Source organism: Tenacibaculum halocynthiae (genome assembly GCF_964512825.1).
Classification (GTDB): domain Bacteria; phylum Bacteroidota; class Bacteroidia; order Flavobacteriales; family Flavobacteriaceae; genus Polaribacter; species Polaribacter halocynthiae.
The window spans coordinates 191,841-213,636 of sequence record NZ_CAZELG010000009.1; the positions used below are offsets into that span (position 1 = coordinate 191,841).

The window sequence follows — 21,796 nt, forward strand, 5'->3', positions numbered from 1 at the left end:
CCTTTTTATAGTTATATCTAATAATTTATTATGATGAAAAGATTAATTATTCTATCAGATTTATGGGGAGAAAAGAAAGCAACATGGTTAACAAATTATACAGAACTATTAAAAAATGATTTTGAAATTGTTTTTTATGATAGCTGTGAACTAGCTGAAATTAATACAACGATTTATACAGAAGAAAACCTGCATCAGCAATTTGTAAATGGCGGTATTGAAAAAGCTATTTCTAAACTTTTCGAAATTGAAAAACAAAATGATACAATAGTACTTGCGTTTAGTATAGGAGGAACTATAGCTTGGAATTTTGCAATGCAAAGTAATAGAAAATTATTAATGTACTGTATTTCTTCTACTAGATTAAGATATGAGTCTAAAAAACCTTTGGGTAATATTTTCTTATATTTTTCAGAAAATGATAGGTTTGTGCCTAAGGATACTTGGTTTAAAATAATGAATTTACCTATTCTAAAAGTAAAAGGAAATCATGATATATATAGAGATAAAAACTTTGCAACATTTGTTTGTAAAGAAATTATAAATAAAAAGGATTTCAATTAAATTGAAATCCTTTTTATTTAATTCAAGTTTTTTTTAAGCTATAGAAGTATTGGTTATTTTATAATTCTTATAGTATTGCATTAAAATAAAAGAACAAATAACTGATGAAGCAATTCCTTCAATAGCTAAAGCAAAAACAATTAAAGATAAATTTAAGTTTTTACCCCAAAAAGAAGAGTTTCCTAATACGGTAATTAGTTCAGGATCAATAAATCCAACATAAATTATTAAGCCTAAAATGGTAAGGCCTACGGCTAAAATTGAAGTTCCTACTCCTATTGAAAAATTTGAAAAGTATAATGATTCTTGATTTAGTTTAATGTTTGTTTTTATAGCCTTGTTTATTCCCCAAAGCACAAAAACAAAATTTAATAAACGTAATTCAGAAACATTATTTAAACCCAATATTTTCATTAAAAAAAAGAACCCGACAATACCTCCAAAAATAAGTAAGGCATTGTTAATGATTATTTTATTTTTTGACATAATTGTATATTTAAAATTACATATCTCTTAAATATACGAAATATATTCGTTAAAGTATTGTTTTTTAGATGAGTGAACACATAAGTTCAATGAATTGTTAATGAACTTATGTGTATTTGTAAATAATTAACTAATATTAAATTAATGATTCTTTTAATATTGTTATAGGATGCTTAGCAATACGTTTGGTACCGTCATAAATTTGATGTCGACAACTTGTTCCTGCAGCAACAATTTCTGTTTGCTTAGAACAGTTTCTAATTTTAGGAAATAAAGTATCTTCACCCACTTGCATACTTACTTTATAGTGCTCTTTTTCATATCCAAAAGAACCAGCCATTCCACAACAACCAGTATTCATAATTGTTACTTTGTAATTTTCAGGTATGTTTAATATACTAAATGAAGCATGAGTACTAGATAATGCTTTTTGATGACAGTGACCATGAATTTTTAGTTCTTTAGCATCACTCGTGAAAATAGAAATATCAATATTATTTTTTTTGTGTTCGTTAGCTAAAAACTCTTCAATAGTAAATGTGTTTTTTGCAATTTCTTTTGCTCCTAGTTTATCATCTGCTAAACGAATATATTCATCTCTAAAAGTTAAAATAGCAGAAGGCTCTATACCTATTAAAGGGGTTTCATTAGAAATTAAATTTTTAAAAACAGCAATGTTCTTATTGGTTATTTCTTTAGCTTCCTTTAAAAAACCTTTTGAAATATAACTACGTCCGCTTTCTTCATGTTTTATTGATTTTACTTCATAACCTAGTTTTTCTAAAACAATTACTGTGTCTTTCCCTATTTCAGTATCATAATAATTGGTAAATTCATCATTAAATAGATAAACAGTTTTATTTGTAGTTTTTGAGGTGTGCTTTTTTAACCAAGCTTCTAAAGGTTGTTTATCTAATTTAGGAACACTTCGTTCGGTAGCTACACCCATTACTTTTTTAGCAATCGTTGTGTTGGTAAAAAAGTTTGTTAAAGCAGGGAGCTTACTTCCTAATTTGTTGTATTTTGAATTGTTTGCAAATAATTTACTGCGGAAAGAATAGCCATTAGTTTCTTGATATTGATATAAAAACTCTGCTTTCATAGAGGCAATATCAACATTACTTGGGCATTCTGTAGCACAAGCTTTACAGCTTAAGCATAAATCTAAAATATCTTTTAATTCTTTAGAATCAAATTTGTTTTTTGCTGTATTATTTGTCAATACTTCACGTAAAGTATTTGCTCTTGCACGGGTGGATTCTTTTTCATTTCGTGTAGCTCTATAACTAGGGCATAAAGTTCCTCCAGCTTCAGGTGACTTTCTACAATCTCCAGAACCATTACATTTTTCTGCTAACTTTAATATCCCTTCACTATCCGAAAAATCTTGTATTGTATCAATTTTAGGTTCAACCCGATCAATTTCATAACGTAAGCTTTTATCCATAGGAAAAGCGTCAGTAATTTTTCCTTTATTAAAAATGTTATTAGGATCAAAAGCTTTTTTGATTCTACGTAATAATTGATAATTATTCTCACCAATCATTAAAGGAATAAATTCAGCACGAACAATTCCATCTCCATGTTCACCACTAAATGAACCTTGGTATTTTTTTACTAATTCAGCAGTTTCAGTAGTTATTTTTCTGAAAAGAGAAACATCTTCCTGCTTTTTTAAATTTAAAATTGGACGTAAGTGTAATTCACCTGCACCAGCATGGGCATAATAAACTGCGTCTTGCTGATATTTATCCATAATTTGAGTAAACTCTTCAATATATTCTGGTAAATCGTTTAAGGCAACAGCAGTATCTTCAATACAAGCAACTGCTTTCATGTCTCCAATAATATTACCTAATAACCCCAAGCCAGCTTTTCTTAAGTGATGAACTTTAGCAATATCTTTTCCGTAAACTTTTGGATAATGATAGCCAAAATTATTAGTTTCTAAATCTTTAATAAGTTTATCAGCTAAAACTTCTGCTTGTTCTATTGTGTTAGCAGAAACTTCTAGCATTAATACAGCTTCAGGATCTCCTTGTAAAAAGAAACGATTTTTAGTTTGTTCACGGTTATTCTTAGTACAGTCTAAAATCACTTTATCCATAAGTTCACAAGCATATAAATTATGATTCATAGCTGTAACTGTGGCTTTTAAACTTTCGTTTACACTTGTAAAATGAGGACATACCATAATGCTTTGAGTAGGTGGTAAATCATCAAGTTGTATGGTAATTGAAGTAGAAAAAACTAAAGTACCTTCACTACCAGATAAAAATTTAGCAGGGTTTATAGTTGGTTCATTACCCCCAAATAAATCTGAGGTTAAAAATTCATCAACAGCATACCCAGTATTTCTTCTATGAATACTTTCTTTAGGGAACTCTTTTTTTATTTCTTGTTGAATAATTTTTTGTGAAAGCTCATTATAAATTGAACTATAAATTTTTCCTTCAAGTGAATTATTTGATTTTTTTTGTTGGAATTCTATAGAGTTAATTTCAGAAAAAGTAACATCACTACCATCACTTAAAATACCTTCAATACTTAGCACTTTATCACGAGTAACACCGTAACGAATTGATGTACTACCAGATGAATTGTTTCCTACCATTCCTCCAATCATACATCGATTTGAAGTTGAGGTATTTGGTCCAAAAAATAAACCAAAGGGTTTTAGAAAACGATTTAAATCATCACGAATAATTCCAGGTTCAACTGTAATAGTTTTTGCTTTTTCATCAAAAGCAAGCATGTTAGTGAAGTATTTAGATACATCAACTACAATACCATCTCCAACACATTGACCTGCTAAAGATGTTCCAGCAGTACGAGGAATTAAAGTAATACTATTTTCAGTAGCAAAAGAAATTAACATCTTAATATCTTCCTTGTTTTTTGGGTACGCAACAGCTAATGGTATTTTACGATATACAGAAGCATCAGTAGCATAAATATTTTTATGTAAATTATCGTATAATAATTCTCCATGTAAAGAATTTTCTAACTTTGTTAAAACGGTAGTATTTATCATCTTCTATTGAATAGGGATATTTCTTTTAAAACCTGCATCAAAACAAATAAAAGTATCTGTTCCAGCAACACCATTAATTAAATGAACCTGTTCGTACAAAACTTCACGTAAATGTTCATTGTCTCGTGCAAATATCAGAATAAAAATAGCATAATTTCCAGAAACATAATTGGATTCAACAATTTCATCAACTTTTTTAAGTTCTTCCATTACTGATTTAGCAAAGCGAGCTTCTCGTAATCTGATTCCTGTATATGATTTAGTTTTATAGCCTAATTTTTTTTCGTCAAGTAAAAATTCAGCATTTTTTATGACACCAGATTCTGTTAGTTTTTTTATTCGTTGATGTACTAATGAATTAGAAATTTTTAATTCTTCTGCTATTTGAGAAAAAGCTTTTCTAGCATCAGATTGTAAATGAATTAGTATTTGTTTATCAATATAATCAAATTGATTATTCATATAGTAATTTTCAAGTTGTTAAAAATTAAATTTACTTTTACAGGTTGTTTAAAAGTCAATTTAATATAAAATGATTATTTAAAGTGTAAATTTACTTATAATTATATGTTTTTGAAAGAAATACGATTTATTTTTGCTTAAAATTTTAATAAAATATGTCATCAAAAAGTATAGTAGAAGAATGTCATACTGTTAAGGCATTTGTTTCTCCAGAATATATTCGTAGTCGTTTTTCAAAGGTTATGTCTGATATGTATAAGGATGAGGTTCCTCTTTATGGAGAACTATTGGATTTGGTTCATGATATTAATGAAAAAGTACTTTCAGATTCGAACGAGATTAAGGAGCAACTATCACGTACAGGAGAAGTATCTAGGTTAAATATGGAGCGACATGGAGCAATTCGTTTAGGGAAACCTGAAGAACTATTTACCATGAGACGTTTGTTTAAAGTAATGGGTATGTACCCTGTTGGGTATTATGATCTAGCAACGGCTGGAGTTCCTGTGCATGCTACTGCATTTAGAGCTATTGATAATACAGCTCTTAATCAGGCACCTTTCAGAGTTTTTACATCTTTATTGCGTTTAGATCTAATTGATGATGATCAGCTTCGAAGTAATGTAGAATCCATTCTTGAAAATCGTCAGATATTTACGGAAAAAGCATTAAAACTTATAGATAAGTTTGAAAAAGAAGGAGGTTTAACTATAGAGGATACTGAAACTTTTGTTCGAGAAGCGTCGGAAACTTTCCGATGGCATGAATCAGCAACAGTAGATTATAATATGTACCAAACGCTGTTAAACCAACATAGGTTAATTGCTGATGTAGTTGCATTTAAAGGCCCGCATATAAATCATTTAACACCTAGAACTTTAGATATAGATACGGTGCAAGCTAGTATGGAGGCTCGGAATATTCCTGCAAAAGATACTATAGAAGGACCACCAGCAAGAAAATGCCCTATTTTATTACGCCAAACTAGTTTTAAAGCATTGACAGAAAAAGTGGCTTTTAAGAATAGTACAGGAAATGAAGAGATGGGGGAGCACAAAGCTCGTTTTGGAGAGATTGAACAGCGTGGTGTGGCGTTAACACAAAAAGGACAAGATTTATATAATGAATTACTAAGTAAGACACGTAGGGCGATAGGCGGATCACCAACAGCAGAAAACTCTACTGAATATAACAAATTACTGAAAGATAATTTTAAAGTTTTTCCTGATAATTATGATGAACTTCATTCTCAAGAATTAGCTTATTTTCACTATTTCATTACTGAAAAAGCGAATAGTTTACCAAAAGATAAATTGTATACAAAATTAGATGTTAATCAATTATTAGAGAAAGGATATTTGATTATTGAACCAATGGTTTACGAAGATTTTCTTCCAGTAAGTGCAGCAGGTATTTTTGCTTCTAATTTAGGTACAGATGATGCTAAACGTAAATATGAAGGAACTTCTAATCAATCGTTATTTGAAAAAGATTTAGGAGAGCCAGTTTACAGGTTGATGCAGTGGTATGAAGATATGCAAGAGGAAACTATTGAAAAATGCTTAGCACTAATAAATGTTTAAAGTATTATTGATTGATAAAAATTATACGTAATATCAAATTTAAATTTTGCTTTAAATAGCGTTAATGGGGAGAGTCTTCTATTGAGGTTTATAGGAAGCATTATACATGTTAAATAATCACATAGAAAAACAATTTTCTATGTGATTATTCTTTACCTAAAAAATAAGAGGTAATACTGAAATGATTATGTTATTATTTCAATGTTATTTTAACCAATAATCCTTTGTAACCAATTGCAAAAAATGATTTAGCGTTTATAGCATGTAAGTCATTCCATTCTGCAACTACATGTTTATGTGGTATTCTACTCCATGTTTTACCGTTATCTATTGAGATTGCTAGATATTCACCATTTGTTAGGTTGTTAGATTTATTTCTACCAGCTATAAGAATAGTGTTTTCAGCCATAGCTACGTTGGTTAGTTTGTTATCAGAATTATAATCGATACTTTTCCATATTTTGGTATTAGAATTATATGAATGTATTGCTCCTTTTTCTGTGCTAGCATTTGTTTGTCCATTATTACCTACTGCTATTAAAAAATCATTTTTAATAGCCATATCTGTAAATTTAACAGGCTCGTTTATTGTATTTACATCCCAAAAATCATTGTTTTTTATAGAAATTTTACCATCATTCCAAGTACCACCGCTAAATATTAAGGCATTAGTTGGTGCAAAATAAGTTATAGAAGTTAAATGGTTGTTTTCAAGTAGTTGTTCGTAGTTATAATTTGGATTAGTATTTTCCTTTTCAAGATCAGTCCATGTTAAACCATTATCTATAGTTTTTAAAATAAAGCCATGAGCCTTAGCTCCCTTTTGCCCAACTATGTATGCTTCATTATTGCTCGTAAATTTAATTGAGCTCATGTAGTAGCCTTTAGCTTTAAGTCTAGAGTCTATATTCCAGGTAGTTCCTCCGTTACTTGAAGAAAGAATAGTTCCGTTGTCAGTAACACTAAAGACTTCATTGTTATTTTTTATAGAGATGCTGTTTATTGAAAAGTCAGAAGAAGAATATACTTTTTTCCAAGTAGTTCCTCCATCAGTTGTTTTTAAAATTTCACTTTCTTTATTAGGGTAAACACTACCAGCAGCAATAAAACCGTTAAGAGCATTTGTAAACTCAATACAATTAAGAGTGAGTTTAGTTGGTATTTTAATAGTTGTTAATTCAATAGAGTTAGAAATTGGAGGAGAAGTGTTTTGATCTGGAATAGATGTGTTTTCAGAGCAATTAACTAATAAAGTTAATACGAAAATTGAAAATAGTACTTTTAATAATTTCATAGATTTTTTTGTGTGTTTGTAAATGTATTAAGATCTAAAAATGTTTAATGAAAATGATTTTTATAAAAAAGAGAAGAGAGAAAATGATTAAATTCAGTTCTTAAAAAGTAAGTAGCGTATACCATAATTTACCTAGTATTTTTAGGTAGATAAAAGTAAAGTTATAGCATTATTCAATATTAAAATTAACGTTAAATATATTATAATATTTAACGTTAATTTTAATACTCAAGAAGGAAGTATAATTAGAACTTTATGTAAATAAAAAACCGAGCTAACTAGCTCGGTTTTTTATTTATCACCTTTTTCTTTTTTCTTCATTCTTAAATTTAGAAATTTTAAACTCTTTGAGTTTGCCCATTTCTTTTAAGTATAATAGTATACTATTATTAGATGAAGTACTTAAAGTATTTATGTTTTTAAGTGGTATTTCTATTGTATAACTCCCTTTTTCTGATATTGATTTGCTATAAGAAGAAGCGTTTTCATGTTTTAACAAATATTTTGTAGTTATATGAGATTTATCATTTTGAAGTATTTTAATACTATCAATTTCTATTTGTGTACTATAATCAACAGAGAATTTTAAAATATAATTAGTAAATGCTTTCTCGGTAGGTCTACCAGGGAAAACTGTTTGTTTTGTAGCAGATACTAACTTTAGTGATTGATTACAACTTATTAATACAAAGAGAGATAAGAATAATATACTGAATTTTTTCATAAGAAATTTAATAAAAACACAGAATAAATAATTATTTATTCTGTGTTTGAATTTAATCAAATTATTTTACAATTAATTTTTTAGTAATACTTTTATTATTGTTAGTGATTTTAACTAAATAAATACCATTTGAGAAACCTGAAAGATTAATGTTTTTTTCAGTGTTTTCAATAGTTAAATCTTTAACAACACTTCCAATAATATTATATATAAGTATATTCGTTTTCCCAGTAAGTTTATTTAATTTAATGTTAATGTTTTTGCTATTTGTTGGGTTAGGAAATAAAGATATAGCAGTTTTAGGTAATTTGTTGTCTTCAGTACCTAAAGCAGATGAGCTTATAGAAGCTTCCCAAACACCTCTACCATAAGTAGCAGCTCTAAGTTTGTTAGTTGCATAGTGAATCTCAATGTCATGAACAATAACATTAGGTAATCCACTTCCTAATCTAACCCAGTCTCCTTTTGAATTTGTTCTATAGTAAACACCTAAATCAGTAGCTAAAAATAACTCACCATCAGAACTACCTGTTCTATATATTATTTTATGTGTAGGTATATTTGGTAAAGCACCTGTTATATTAGTCCAGCTAGTACCACCATTTGTAGATCTAAAAACTTTATTTACTGAATATCCAGAGTATGCTATATATACTTCAGAAGGATTCGTTGGGTGAACTTCAATACTTTTCACGTTTCCTCTTTGTGGTAAAGTAATGCTAGTCCAAGTTGTTCCTCCATTAGTTGTTTTTCTTACAACTCCACTTTGACCAGAAACATATATTATATTCGCATTAGAAGGAGCTATTGATATAAATTCGATAGTCCCTGCAGAAGAATTTAAATTAATCCAGTTGTTTCCTCTATCAGTAGATTTGTAAATATCTCCAAAACCACCAAAAATAGTTTTCGGATCAGTTGGGTGTATTTCTAGTTCCCAAACAAAAGGAGCTCCAGAAGGTGTAGATACTCTAGTAGCAGCAGTTTTAAATCCATCTAAAGTTCTATTCATTCCACCTTGCTGGCTACAAGACCAAGCAATATTTGAATCTGAATAATCCCATAATCCTTCTACACCATCACTACCAGGATTTTCACCTTTAAAACCATTACTTCCATCATAAATAGCAATATCATTATCTTGTGCTCCCAAGATTAATTTTCCTTGATCTTTTGGAGTTCCAGAAACATTGTAATATTGAGTAATAGCTAAACCAGAAGATAAATCTGCCCATTTTGTGTCTGAAGAAGCATCACCTTTAAAAATACCACCATCATTTACAGAAAAAGCAGTATTTGTTCCAGGAACAAACATCATATCATGATGATCAGAGTGAACATAAAAATATGGGTTTCCAGTCTCCCAATATCCATCTAAATATTTTTCCCAGCTAGTTCCTCCATTTTTTGAGCGCCAACCTTCAACACCACCAGCTAAAATTAAATTTTTATCTAAAGGAGAAATAGCTAAAGTCATATTGTATCCACCTTGAGCTGAGTATCCGCTAATTGTTGATACTGTTGTCCATGTTTTTCCTTCATCAGTTGATTTTCTAACTATACCGCTACTATCAAGAGATAAAATTAAATTAGGATCATTAGTAGTTTGAGCAATATCTAATCTTGAAGAAGAAGGTTTTGAAGCTACTGACCATGTTGCACCGTTATTTCTAGAAATATACAAACTACCATATTTTGTTGTAGCATAAATTATAGTGCTACTTCCAGTTTTATATTGAATATCATTGAAAGAAGAAAAATTCTCAGTAAAAACATCCGTCCAATTCGTACCTCCGTCCGTAGATCTTTTAATGCTGTTTTTAGTAGTAGCAAAAATTGTATTTGGATTATTAGGGTCAATAAGTAATTTACTTATTATGTTATTTTGATTTAAAGAAAAAGACAAACCAGTTGCATTCCAGTTTTCACCTGAGTCAACAGATTTAAACACTCCTACAGACCTATTTTGACCACCATCATAATCACCAGTAGCTAAGTATAAAATTTTAGAATCAGTTGGGTGAATTACAATGTGTGAAACACCTAAATTAGGAAAGTTATCACCTTTTGCAGCCCAATTTTTCCCTCCATCAGTTGTTTTCCAAACACCACCGCCTGGAGTACCTACATACATTGTATTGGTATCGGTTCCTTTAAAAGCAACAGTATTAACTCTTCCCATTCCAGGGTAAAAACCAATTGAAGATTTTGGAGGAGTAAGTGGCCCTACTATAGACCAACTTGTAGATTGCTTTTTACGTAAACGAGCATGACGCTTGTTTTCTTTTTTTAATTCATTGTAGTTATGAGTAGCAGAAACAAAAGAACCATCAGGTAAAATTCTATCTTTCCAAAAGTTTTTCCAACGGTTAAATTGTTTTATCTGTTTTTTCGAAACTTTGTTAGAGCTTCTTTTAGCAGCAGATATTCTTTGCTCATTACTTTTTAGAATATTGAAATAATTTGCATCTTTTTTTAACGGAGCATCTCTCCAATTTGATTGTTGCGCGCTTATTTTATACGAGCATAAAAAGGTAATTAATAAAAGTAGGGATAATTGATTTTTCATTTTTTATAATTGTCTTGTTTCCCTATAAAGACAGTTTTAAAAAAAATTACCCTACTTATTTTTTTATTAAAACTTTAACATTATCAATGTTTTTAAATCTTTTTCATGTCTTTTTTATTGAAAAAAATATAGTGAATTATAGTATAATATCATTTTCCCATTCATAAGATTCTGGGATGTCAGTATCATCGATTAATTGACGTATGTCAATCTCAATTCCTCTTGATAAGTCGCTTATAGGTACATCATTAGGGCCACCTTCAAAAGGGTTTTCAGAATTTTCTCCAATAGCTTCCATAGAATAAAATATCCAAGCTAATAGTGTACTGAACGGGATAGAAAACCATTCAAAATGTATAGCAATGAATTCTTGAATTTTATGCATGATAACTGTTTTAAATTCATGGTTTGCTAATGAAGCAAGAATTCTATCACCCAAAGCTTCAAATTCTTGCATCATTCCATAGGGTAAAAGAATGATAAAGATCCAAATAAATATAAAGTTTAAAGTAGCAAATTGTCTAGGATAAGGAAAATTTTTAATGCGTTCACTTTTTCCTTGAAGTGTATACAATTCAACCAATATTTTTTCAAGTTCCATATGACGAAAATCATCAATTAACCCTTCACTTTGTAATTCTTTTATACGTCTAGACTGAATTCCTAATAATTGAGATGCTTGATTTCCTTTTGCAAAAATCTCTTTATATTCATTATTAGAAATATATGGATTTATAGCTTTTTCAATGGGTATTGTTTGTTCTAAAACCACAAAGTTTTTTTCTCTAAACTCTTTATTCGATTTACTAGGTTTAATATGGTTTTCCCATGGTTTATGTTTTCTTAGTTGATAACGTAAAGCTGTTAACCAAGCGACATGACGATGCACTAATTCACGATGAATTTTTTTCAGTTCACTATTAGAAATGTTATCGTTTTTTATGAAATCTTTGATCATGATGGTAAAAGATCGAGAAGTATTTACAATGCCTCCCCAAATTTTACGGGCCTCCCATAAACGATCATATGAAGCATTGTTTTTAAAACTAACAATAAAAGAAACTGCTGTACCCAATACACCTAAAGGGAGCCATGGTATGTAAAGCCATTTCCATCGCAAAATGTCAAATAAAAAAACAGGAATAGTACTTAAAAGTAAAAATACATAAGTATACCTCCTTGTCCATTTTAGCATTCCCTTTAAGGGATACGTTTTTTTTATGTACATGATTTTTTTAAATTAATTGATAACTAAAATATGAAAAGCATATTGAATTTCTTTGATGATAAAAGTTTTCTTAAAAAATCGTTAAAAACTATAGTAGGATTTGTTAAAATCTAAGAATGAGTATCTTTATGGTTTAATCAAATTATAACTAATGAAAAAATTACTCCTATGCTTATTTTTTATAAGTATACATATAAAAGCACAAGAAATAGATTTATCCTACTATTTGCCTAAAGATGTTTCTTATAATAAAAATATACCAACGCCTAAATCTGTTATAGGACATGAAGTAGGAGAATGGCATATAACGCATGATAAGTTAGTGGAGTATATGAAGGCTTTGGCAAAAGCATCAGATAGAATTAGTATAGAAGATAGAGGAAATACTTATGAAGGACGATCATTATTATTACTAAAAATAACATCTCCAAAAAATCATAGTAATCTAGATGAAATTAGGTTAAAGCATATTCAAGCAACCGATGATAAAACAGTAAATGTTACTAGTTTACCAATTGTAGTATATCAAGGATTCTCTATACATGGTAATGAGGCAAGTGGGTCTAATGCATCATTAGCAGCAGCCTATTATTTAGCCGCTGCTGAGGGGAATAAGATAAATGAACTATTAAATAATACGATAATATTATTTGATCCATCATTAAATCCTGATGGATTACAACGTTTTGCTTATTGGGCCAACACAAATAAAGCTAATAACATTAATCCAGATCCAAATGATAGGGAGTATCATGAAGTTTGGCCAGGAGGAAGAACGAATCATTATTGGTTCGATATGAATCGTGATTGGTTGCCTGTACAATTACCTGAAAGTAAAGTGAGAATTAAAACATTTCACGAGTGGTTGCCAAATATTTTAACCGATCATCATGAAATGGGAACTAATTCTACTTTTTTCTTTCAACCTGGAATACCTGAAAGAACAAATCCTTTAACTCCCCAGTTAAATCAAGAGTTAACTAAAGAAATAGGTACTTACCATGCAAAAGCATTTGATAAAATTGGATCATTATATTACTCTGAAGAAGATTTTGATGATTTTTATTACGGAAAAGGTTCTACATTTCCAGACATAAATGGAAGTATCGGTATTTTATTTGAGCAAGGTAGTTCAAGAGGGCATGCACAAGAAAGTGATAATGGAGTTTTAACCTTTCCGTTTACAATTAGAAATCAATTTACAGCTACTTTATCAACATTAGAAGCTGCAAAAAGTATGCGCGTAAAGATTTTGAAATACCAACAAGATTTTTATGAAAAAGCTAGGAACGAAAAACAAAATAAAGCACTTGTTTTTGGAGATGAAAAAGATGCCGGAAAAGTGTATCATTTAGCTGAAGTGTTAAAAAGACATCATATAAATATACATGAGTTAAAATCAGACATAACTAGTGAAGGGAAAAAATTTAAAAAAGGGTATAGTTATGTAGTTCCAATGAATCAAAAGAATAAAAGGTTAATAGAAGCAATGTTTGATGTGCGTAAAACATTTAAAGATAGCTTATTTTATGATGTTTCTGCTTGGACATTTAATCATGCTTTTGGGGTTGATATGATTAAGAATCAATCGCTTTCAGTAGCTGGGAAGAAAATTGAAAATTTGCAGAAGAATAAAGGAAGTGTTACAGTAAAAAGTAGTGTTGGTTACTTAATGCCTTGGAATGAATATTATGCTCCTAAAGCTTTGCATGCAATTTTAGATAAAGGAATTAGAGCTAAAGTAGGAATGAAAAAGTTTAATAATGATGGTATAGTCTACGATTACGGAACTATTTTTATACCAGTACAAAATCAAAAACTTAATAATAATCAATTATTTAATTTTTTAGGAGAAGTAGCTGAAAAAAGTAATGTAAAAATTAAAGGAGTTACAACTGGATTAAATAATGGAGCTGATTTAGGAAGTAGAAATTTTAGAGCAATTAAAAAGCCTAAAGTGGCTATGCTTGTAGGAAAAGGAATTACTAGTTATGATGCAGGTGAAATATGGCATTTATTTGACCAACGATTTAATATTAAGTTAACTAAATTAGATACTGACTATATAGAAAGAGTAGATTTAAGTAAATATACAACCTTAATACTACCAAATAGTTATTCTTTAAATGGAGCTATAATTAATAAAATAAAAACTTGGGTTCGTAATGGAGGTGTTTTAGTTGGGTATAGAAATGCTGTAAAATTATTAGCTAATCAAAAACTTATTAAAGTAGAATTTAATAAGTCAAAAATAGATGTAGTAAATAATGTGTCATTTGAAAACAGAAGATTACAATCAGGTGCTCAGGTAATTGGAGGGGCTATTTTTGAAGCTGATATAGATAAATCACATCCTATAAATTTTGGATATAAAAATCAAAAAATAGCATTGTTTAGAAATACAAAGTTATTCTTAAAGGCTGATAAAAAAAGTTATAATAATCCAATTCAATACACTAAAAAACCTTTATTAAGTGGTTATATTTCAAAAGAAAATTTGAAGGAATTGAAAAATTCAGTGCCTTTTAAAGTTCAAAGATTTGGTAGTGGGAAAGTAATTGTTTTTACTGATAATACTAACTTTAGAGGTTTTTGGTTCGGAACCAATAAACTATTAATGAATGCTGTTTTCTTTGGGAGAATAATGTAGTCATAGTTAAATAAAGTTAATAAGGTAGGGTGAATAAAAAGTTATATGTTTAACTGTAAAATTGATTGTAGTACTATAAAAGGTGTTACAGATACAATTAATAATTAAATATATGAAGTTAGTTAGTTTTTTACATAAGTTAACATTTGTAATCTTTTGTATATTGTTTTTATCATGTAGTAAAAGCAATGATTTACCTGAAGAAAATGAGTATGAAGTTACATATGAAGTTATCGTAAAAAGTAAAAGTGAGAATAATGTAAAAATTGAATTCCGAAATGTAAATGGAGAATTAGAGTATACTTCTAAAGGAATTATGCCCTATGAAAACTTTTCTATGCAAGAAAAATTTAATGTTAAAAGAGGTTTTGAAACTTTTTTAAAAGTAAAAGATAGTGTTTTTGGAGAAGGAGAGATTCAAATTAGAGTAATGATTAAAAAGTTACAAAATATTGTTTTTGAAGATATAAGGGTACATAATAGAAATGGGTATGGTTATGATTTATGCATAACAAAAAAAGCACAGTAATTTAGATTAAAATATAAAGAGCAATGAATTAAATATTTAATTCATTGCTCTTTTGTGTAACAAAATTTAATAAAAGACGTCTTTATAATAAAGAATTAGATTAACTATGAGTTTATTAAGAGTCTTACTGGCAATATTTTTTCCGCCTTTGTCAGTACTAGGAAAAGGATGTGGTTCTGTTGTTATTGTATTTTTACTAACCCTTTGTGGTTGGGTTCCTGGCGTAATTGGAGCATTGGTAATTTTGAACAACCCGAATTAATTAAAAATAAAAAAGGCGCTAATTAGCGCCTTTTTTATTTTTAATTTAAAACTTCATGAATTACTTTACCTGTATTTCCATTCGGAAATTCTATCTGTAATAAATTAGATAGAGTAGGTGCAATATCTATAATTTCATATTTTCTTTTTGAACTTCCCTGTTTAATCCCTTTTCCGTAAAAAATAATAGGTACGTGAGTATCATATGAATATCCCGACCCATGAGTAGTTCCTTTTTTAGGATATACAATAGTTGAAGGGTTTGGTACTAATAATACATCACCTGAATATTTTTGATTATACCCATTTTGTAAAGAATTTAAAATCCCATTAGTAAAATTAGTATTCTGCATAGTTTTAGCAGTTACAGCTTTATAAATCCCTTTATAATTTATAGCTTCATTTGCTATAGTCTTAGCTACTTTTTCATAATCTAATTTTAGTTCATTGATTTTTTCTTTATTTAAGAAAATTTGAAAATTTGAAATATTTTCAATTAACTCATCAGACTTAAAATAGTTGTTAGTTACTTTCTTTAGAAAATTTAAAAATTTAACAGGTTTTATGTAGCCTGCAGGAATTTTTACAGATTTTAAATAAGAAGGAACTTCTGTTGCAGCATGATCAGCAGTTAAAAAAAGAGTGTAATTCCCTTTTCCTACCTCAGTATCTAAAAATTTAAATAAACTTGCTAAGTCTTTATCCAAACGTAAATAAGTGTCTTCTATTTCTTTTGAAGCAACGCCAAATTGATGGCCAACATAATCGGTTGAAGAATAACTAACTGCTAAGAAATCTGTATAATTAGATTTTCCTAAATTTTCTCCAATAATTGCAGCTTTAGCAAAATCTGTAGTAAAAGAGTTTCCCGCAGGAATTGCTTTTAAAATACTATAATTATTGTTCTTAGCTCTTAAGTTAGGAATGTCATGAGGAAAAACAGGTTTAGCTTCACCTTTAAAAGTAGCTTCAAAGTTATTATCGTCAGCTATACTTTCAGTGTAGGTTTTAATATCATATAGCGTATTCCATGGCTTACTTAAATACTCATCATCTTTTTTTAAATTATTAAAACGTTTTACCCATTTAGGTAAATTATCCATGTAAAAAGAAGAAGATATCCATTGTCCATTTTTACCACCATCAAACCAATAAGCAGCATTAGCTGTATGACCAGCTGGTAAAATAGCTGAACGATCTTTAATTGCTATACCAATGGTTTTTCCATTCATGTTTTGAGCTAAACGTAATTGATCTGTAATAGTAGAAGTGACCATTCTGTATGGAGATTTTTCTCCGTCCATACCATTGTTACCAACTGTTTTATAATTCTTGTCAGTAACACAATAAATAGATTTTTTTAAATATTTATCATACCAGTGGTTACCAATAATACCATGATTTATAGGAGTAGTACCTGTGTAAATAGAAGTATGTCCTACGGCAGTATAAGTAGGAATGTAGTTATAATGAGCATTTTCAAGTGAAAACCCTTCACGTAATAAGCGTTTAAAACCATCATTACCATATTTTTTTGAAAATCTGATAAGGTAATCATACCTCATTTGATCAATAACAACACCAACTACAAGTTTTGGTTTTTTATCATTTTTTTTTGTTGCTGGTTTAAAGGCCATTATAGTCAATAAAAAAGCAAATAAGAGAATAAGATTTTTTTTCATTTTAAAAAATAATTATGAAGAACCAAAGGTAATTAAAAAAGAAAGCTTAAGCATATAAGTAGGGATAGAGTTAATGGTTTTTTATACTTTAGCAAAAGAAAAATTAATATTAATTAATGAATTATATAGAGCATGTAGGAAAGTATTTTATAATGCTAAAACAAGTTTTTAAAAGACCTCAAAGAGCTAGAGTATTTAAAGAAGCTTTATTTAGAGAGATAGAAGAACTTGGGCATAAATCAATTGGGATTATAGCCTTTATTTCATTTTTTATAGGAGGAGTTATAGCATTACAAACAGCATTAAATTTAGAAAACCCATTTATACCAAAGAGTTTAATTGGTTTTGCGGCAAAAAGATCGGTGATTTTAGAATTTGCACCTACATTTTGTTCTATCATTTTAGCTGGAAAAGTAGGTTCATATATAACTTCTAGTATAGGAACTATGAGAGTGACAGAACAAATAGATGCGCTTGAAGTAATGGGAATAAATTCCCTTAACTATTTAGTACTGCCTAAAATTATAGCAACTGTATTTTTTTACCCTTTTCTTATAGTGTTAGGAATGTTTTTAGGCATTTTCGGTGGATGGGTAACAGGGGTTTTATCAGGATTATTCTCTGGAGCAGATTTTATTGAGGGAATACAAATGGAATTTGACCCTTTTTTAATAACGTACGCTTTAATAAAAACAGTGATTTTTGCTTTTTTAATAGCTACAATACCTTCATATCAGGGGTATTTTGTTAAAGGAGGTTCACTAGAGGTAGGAAAAGCAAGTACACAATCAGTAGTTTGGACTATAGTTGTTATAGTAATAGCTAATTATTTTTTAACTCAAATGCTATTGACTTAATATGATAGAAGTAAAAGATTTACATAAAGGATTTAAGGAAGTTAAAGTTTTAAAAGGTATTTCAGCAACTTTTCATCCTGGAGAAACAAGTTTGATTATTGGACAAAGTGGATCTGGAAAAACGGTGTTTTTAAAATCGCTTGTAGGTTTGCATACACCTGAAAAAGGAAGTATTTTATATGATGGTAGAATAAATACTGAAATGACCATTGAAGATAAAAGGCAATTTCGACAAGAAGTAGGAATGGTTTTTCAAGGGAGTGCTTTGTTCGATTCACAAACTGTAGAAGAAAATATAATGTTTCCTTTAAAAATGTTTACAAAGCAACCTGATTCGGAAATGTTAGATAGGGTAAATTTTGTATTAAAAAGAGTTGATCTAGAAAACTCAAATAAAAAGTTTCCAGCTGAATTATCTGGGGGAATGCAAAAAAGGGTTGCAATAGCTAGAGCGATTGTTATGAACCCTAAATATTTGTTTTGTGATGAACCTAATTCAGGTTTAGACCCAAAAACGGCTATTGTAATTGATAATCTTATTCAAGAGATTACAGATGAATATATGATAACAACAGTTATTAATACGCATGATATGAATTCGGTTATGGAGATTGGTGAAAAGATAGTTTTTCTTAAAGATGGAAGAAAAGCATGGGAAGGAACCAGTAAAGAAATATTTAAAACAGATAATGAAGCTGTAGTAAACTTCGTGTATTCGTCTGAGTTATTCAAAAAAGTAAGGAAAGCCTATTTAAATGATTTGTAGGTAACTCCTTCTTCTTTAGGTTGATGTGAATTTGTTTTGTTTTTTATTAAAAATAAACAATAAAAAAACTTGCAGAACAAATAGAAGGTTGTATATTTGCACCCGCAAACACGGAAAAGTGAAAAGCAAAAATGACCTGGTAGCTCAGTTGGTAGAGCATCTCCCTTTTAAGGAGAGGGTCCTGGGTTCGAGCCCCAGCCCGGTCACAAAAGCTTCTTGTTTATAAACGAGAAGCTTTTTTTATGAGGGGAGATTCCAGAGCGGCCAAATGGGACGGACTGTAACTCCGTTGTCTTACGACTTCGCAGGTTCGAATCCTGCTCTCCCCACAAACCTCAATCGGTATGATTGAGGTTTTTTTTTGCTGGTCAAAAAATTATCGAATGGCTTTTAATATTTCTTAATGTTTGATTATGAGTGTTTTATTTTCGATGTTATCTAGTATCGTAAGAAGGTGTTTTCCTAGTTGTTTTTTTTTGGAAATAATTGATAAAAAAAAGTTTGTATAATTAATAAAACATTCTATATTTGCACCCGCAATCGCAGACATGCAAATGCGGAATAATGACCTGGTAGCTCAGTTGGTAGAGCATCTCCCTTTTAAGGAGAGGGTCCTGGGTTCGAGCCCCAGCCCGGTCACAAAACTTCCTTATATAGGAGTGTTTTTTTTACATGAGGGGAGATTCCAGAGCGGCCAAATGGGACGGACTGTAACTCCGTTGTCTTACGACTTCGCAGGTTCGAATCCTGCTCTCCCCACAAACCTCAATCATATCGATTGAGGTTTTTTTTGTTAGTTATTTTAATAATAAAAACCCCTTAGATATTAACATCTAAGAGGTTTCAGCATTTAATTAATTATAACAATAAACTAGAAATACTATTCTCTAGATTTTATAAACGATTTCGAGTATTTAATATTTTTATCAAACACTTTAATAAAGTATACTCCTGTTTTTAAATTTTCAATATTGATTGATGGAGAAAATGAATTTTCATCAACAGTTTTTCCATTAGCATCAATAATTTTATAATGTGCGTTTTTAAGAACCTTATCAGTTCTAATGTTTAAAGTTTTACTAGTTGGGTTTGGGTACAGTTGTAAATCTATTAAAATGCTATTGCTTGCTGTGTTTTTGTTGCTTTTACGTGCTGAAGTTTGAACTATGTTAACAGTGTAGTCTTCAACTTCACCATCATTAAAAGATTCGCAAGGAGTTTGTGTGTATTTATATTTCATAGAAACTCGCATTCTAGTTGATCCAAGTTTTACATTACCAGGTACTTTAATACTAGTAACTATATTTGTGTTACTTGTAGTAGATGTATTTACAACTCTTTCGTTGTCTTCAAAACTTCCGTTTTGATTATAATCTATCCAAACACTAAAATACTCCTTGTATGAGCTTCCGCTAAAAGCAGCACTAATAGTTAGGTCATTTGTGCTTCCAGCTGTAATAGTTGCAACTTGATTAGTGAAATCTGCATACCCACCATTTGCACCAGTAGTATTTGTTAAGTCTCCAAAAGAAACAAGATCTATCCATTCGTATTTTATTCGGTTACCTTTTGATTCACAATAGCTTTTGTTTTTTCCTACAGTAATTGTAAAAATTTGTGTTGTAGTATTAGTACCGTCTGTAGCTTCTAATGTAATTTTTGCTTCTCCTGAGTTTGCATTTGAAGGTGTTCCTTCTAATGTATACACATTGTTTTTTAATGTAAGATTCAACCAAGAAGGAGCATTTTTTAAAGATATTTTAATGATGTCTTTCTTATTTTCATCGATGGTGGTAATTTCATACTGATATGGTTTATCAATATCAATGAATGTAATTGGTTCAGATTTAAATATTGGAGCAAGGTTTGTTGGGTATAAATTAACCATAACTGCATTATTATCTATCCAGTTGTATTTGCCTCCATGTGTAACCATTTCAGTTAAGTAAAAATAGCCGTTACTTCTACCAGCCCATCCCCAGTTAATATGAAAAAAATCACCTTGATCAGTTGTGTCGTATCCATCTAAAGCAAATAAATGTCCAGCACCACTAGCATTAGGATCTTGAAGGTTTTTGCTTCTACCTGAATATAAAACTGGTCTTTTTTCGTTAAGTTGTTCTTTTATCAGAGTATTCCATTCTTGGTCAGAATAACGATATCTATATACCATTGAAGCTCCACTGTTGTACTTGAAGTTTCTTTTCAAAGCACTTAAAGCATTTGAAGTATACGCACCCGAACCTCCGTTAGCAGATGTTCCATAATTCATTTTAACTGCAACTCCAGCATGATATGATAACTTAGCGTTTTCATTATCTGCTCTAGTTTTAGACATGTTACTCCAATCGTAAGTTTGCTCTTCAAAGTTTACACTTAAATTACCATATTTTCTATGGTTATAAGATGTTTGCCCTCTTCCTGTACTTGGAAACTCCCAATACCTCATTACTTGAGACATAGCGGTAGCAACACAACCAACTATGGCTTGTCCGTCGTTGTCACTTGGACAAAATCTTTCAAAACCACTAGATTGTGTGTATAAAATATCATCCATAAAAGGAGCAATGGTTGTAGTTCTTTTTTGGCTTTTATTTTTAGATGGATTTAATATTTTATTCCATGCAGATTTAGTAACTTTTTTTCTATTTACTTTTTGTGCTTTGGCACTTTCGTAAACAAAAGATTTATACGCATTTAGTAAATCTTTCATTTGTGGTGTATTCAAAGATGTATCAAATGTTCCTTTATCTGAATAGCCTAAAATAGGTTTAGTAGCATCATCAGCAGAAACAATAACAAATCCACCACTATTAAAGTTTATTAAGTAATACACTAAGCTATTTTCATAATACACTTCCTTAATTGAAGCTACATTTTCTTGTGCTGATTTAGCGTTTTTTTGTTGGTTTTTGTTAATCCATTTATTGGCAACAAGTAGTGCTGTCTTTTTATTAATAGGATCAGCAAAAGCACTCTTAAAGCAAAAGAGTAGCACCATAGTAAACAATGTAATTTTTTTAATCATTATATATTATTTTTAATTGTCAGGCAAAATAAGATGATGAAAGACTGTTATGAAATAAGGGTTTTTCCCATTTAAAGAA

Annotated in this window: 16 protein-coding genes and 4 tRNA genes; 11 read left to right on the top strand and 9 right to left on the bottom strand. The window is 29.7% G+C overall.

Annotated features, from left to right (window positions below; all coding sequences use genetic code 11):
* Positions 1-30 precede the first annotated feature (30 nt).
* Complete coding sequence (locus ACKTTQ_RS01610) at positions 31-564, top strand: alpha/beta hydrolase (protein WP_408048230.1); 534 nt, start codon at positions 31-33, stop codon at positions 562-564.
* Positions 565-597: 33 nt separating this feature from the next.
* Here the strand turns inward: ACKTTQ_RS01610 and ACKTTQ_RS01615 are convergent, their stop codons facing one another.
* The 3 genes from ACKTTQ_RS01615 to ACKTTQ_RS01625 all read right to left on the bottom strand — a co-directional run bounded on the left by ACKTTQ_RS01615 (position 598) and on the right by ACKTTQ_RS01625 (position 4,546).
* A complete protein-coding gene (locus tag ACKTTQ_RS01615) occupies positions 598-1,050 on the bottom strand; it encodes a hypothetical protein (protein ID WP_093868877.1) in 453 nt (150 codons plus the stop codon).
* A gap of 136 nt (positions 1,051-1,186) precedes the next feature.
* On the bottom strand, positions 1,187-4,084 hold the full coding sequence (locus ACKTTQ_RS01620; RefSeq protein ID WP_408048231.1) for an FAD-binding and (Fe-S)-binding domain-containing protein: 2,898 nt from the start codon (positions 4,082-4,084) through the stop codon (positions 1,187-1,189).
* Between the two features lie 3 nt (positions 4,085-4,087).
* Positions 4,088-4,546, bottom strand: a complete 459-nt coding sequence (locus ACKTTQ_RS01625; protein WP_093868875.1) for an Lrp/AsnC family transcriptional regulator — start codon at positions 4,544-4,546, stop codon at positions 4,088-4,090.
* A gap of 155 nt (positions 4,547-4,701) precedes the next feature.
* On the opposite strand from ACKTTQ_RS01625, the gene hglS reads away from it, so the two are divergent.
* Positions 4,702-6,129 carry a 2-oxoadipate dioxygenase/decarboxylase HglS gene (hglS, locus tag ACKTTQ_RS01630; protein ID WP_408048232.1) on the top strand — a complete coding sequence of 476 codons (1,428 nt, stop codon included), beginning with the start codon at positions 4,702-4,704 and terminating at the stop codon, positions 6,127-6,129.
* Positions 6,130-6,322: 193 nt separating this feature from the next.
* On the opposite strand, the gene ACKTTQ_RS01635 is transcribed toward hglS, so the two are convergent.
* The 4 genes from ACKTTQ_RS01635 to ACKTTQ_RS01650 all read right to left on the bottom strand — a co-directional run bounded on the left by ACKTTQ_RS01635 (position 6,323) and on the right by ACKTTQ_RS01650 (position 11,944).
* Positions 6,323-7,423, bottom strand: coding sequence for a WD40/YVTN/BNR-like repeat-containing protein (locus ACKTTQ_RS01635; protein WP_408048233.1), 1,101 nt, complete (start codon positions 7,421-7,423; stop codon positions 6,323-6,325).
* Positions 7,424-7,721: 298 nt separating this feature from the next.
* The gene (locus ACKTTQ_RS01640) at positions 7,722-8,147 is read right to left on the bottom strand and encodes a hypothetical protein (RefSeq protein ID WP_408048234.1); all 426 of its coding nucleotides are present in this window, start codon (positions 8,145-8,147) and stop codon (positions 7,722-7,724) included.
* Between the two features lie 61 nt (positions 8,148-8,208).
* Positions 8,209-10,716, bottom strand: coding sequence for a T9SS type A sorting domain-containing protein (locus ACKTTQ_RS01645; RefSeq protein ID WP_408048235.1), 2,508 nt, complete (start codon positions 10,714-10,716; stop codon positions 8,209-8,211).
* A 136-nt stretch (positions 10,717-10,852) separates the two neighbouring features.
* Complete coding sequence (locus ACKTTQ_RS01650; RefSeq protein WP_408048236.1) at positions 10,853-11,944, bottom strand: bestrophin family protein; 1,092 nt, start codon at positions 11,942-11,944, stop codon at positions 10,853-10,855.
* A gap of 151 nt (positions 11,945-12,095) precedes the next feature.
* On the opposite strand from ACKTTQ_RS01650, the gene ACKTTQ_RS01655 reads away from it, so the two are divergent.
* The 3 genes from ACKTTQ_RS01655 to ACKTTQ_RS01665 all read left to right on the top strand — a co-directional run bounded on the left by ACKTTQ_RS01655 (position 12,096) and on the right by ACKTTQ_RS01665 (position 15,385).
* Entirely contained in the window at positions 12,096-14,594 is a 2,499-nt protein-coding gene (locus tag ACKTTQ_RS01655) for a M14 family metallopeptidase (protein WP_408048237.1), read from the top strand.
* A 112-nt stretch (positions 14,595-14,706) separates the two neighbouring features.
* The gene (locus tag ACKTTQ_RS01660) at positions 14,707-15,123 is read left to right on the top strand and encodes a hypothetical protein (protein ID WP_408048238.1); all 417 of its coding nucleotides are present in this window, start codon (positions 14,707-14,709) and stop codon (positions 15,121-15,123) included.
* 106 nt (positions 15,124-15,229) lie between these two features.
* A complete protein-coding gene (locus ACKTTQ_RS01665) occupies positions 15,230-15,385 on the top strand; it encodes a YqaE/Pmp3 family membrane protein (protein WP_113786645.1) in 156 nt (51 codons plus the stop codon).
* Positions 15,386-15,425: 40 nt separating this feature from the next.
* On the opposite strand, the gene pafA is transcribed toward ACKTTQ_RS01665, so the two are convergent.
* A complete protein-coding gene (gene pafA, locus ACKTTQ_RS01670) occupies positions 15,426-17,066 on the bottom strand; it encodes an alkaline phosphatase PafA (RefSeq protein WP_408048239.1) in 1,641 nt (546 codons plus the stop codon).
* A 116-nt stretch (positions 17,067-17,182) separates the two neighbouring features.
* On the opposite strand from pafA, the gene ACKTTQ_RS01675 reads away from it, so the two are divergent.
* From ACKTTQ_RS01675 to ACKTTQ_RS01700, 6 genes are all read left to right on the top strand, one after another.
* Positions 17,183-17,923 (top strand): MlaE family ABC transporter permease, encoded by a 741-nt coding sequence (locus ACKTTQ_RS01675; protein WP_093868866.1) that lies wholly within the window; start codon positions 17,183-17,185, stop codon positions 17,921-17,923.
* A gap of 1 nt (position 17,924) precedes the next feature.
* Entirely contained in the window at positions 17,925-18,689 is a 765-nt protein-coding gene (locus ACKTTQ_RS01680; RefSeq protein ID WP_093868865.1) for an ABC transporter ATP-binding protein, read from the top strand.
* A 133-nt stretch (positions 18,690-18,822) separates the two neighbouring features.
* Positions 18,823-18,895, top strand: a tRNA-Lys gene (locus ACKTTQ_RS01685).
* 40 nt (positions 18,896-18,935) lie between these two features.
* A tRNA-Tyr gene (locus tag ACKTTQ_RS01690) sits at positions 18,936-19,018 on the top strand.
* A 237-nt stretch (positions 19,019-19,255) separates the two neighbouring features.
* Positions 19,256-19,328, top strand: a tRNA-Lys gene (locus ACKTTQ_RS01695).
* Positions 19,329-19,365: 37 nt separating this feature from the next.
* Positions 19,366-19,448, top strand: a tRNA-Tyr gene (locus ACKTTQ_RS01700).
* Between the two features lie 121 nt (positions 19,449-19,569).
* Here the strand turns inward: ACKTTQ_RS01700 and ACKTTQ_RS01705 are convergent.
* Positions 19,570-21,717, bottom strand: a complete 2,148-nt coding sequence (locus ACKTTQ_RS01705) for a C10 family peptidase (protein WP_408048240.1) — start codon at positions 21,715-21,717, stop codon at positions 19,570-19,572.
* Between the last annotated feature and the right edge of the window lie 79 nt (positions 21,718-21,796).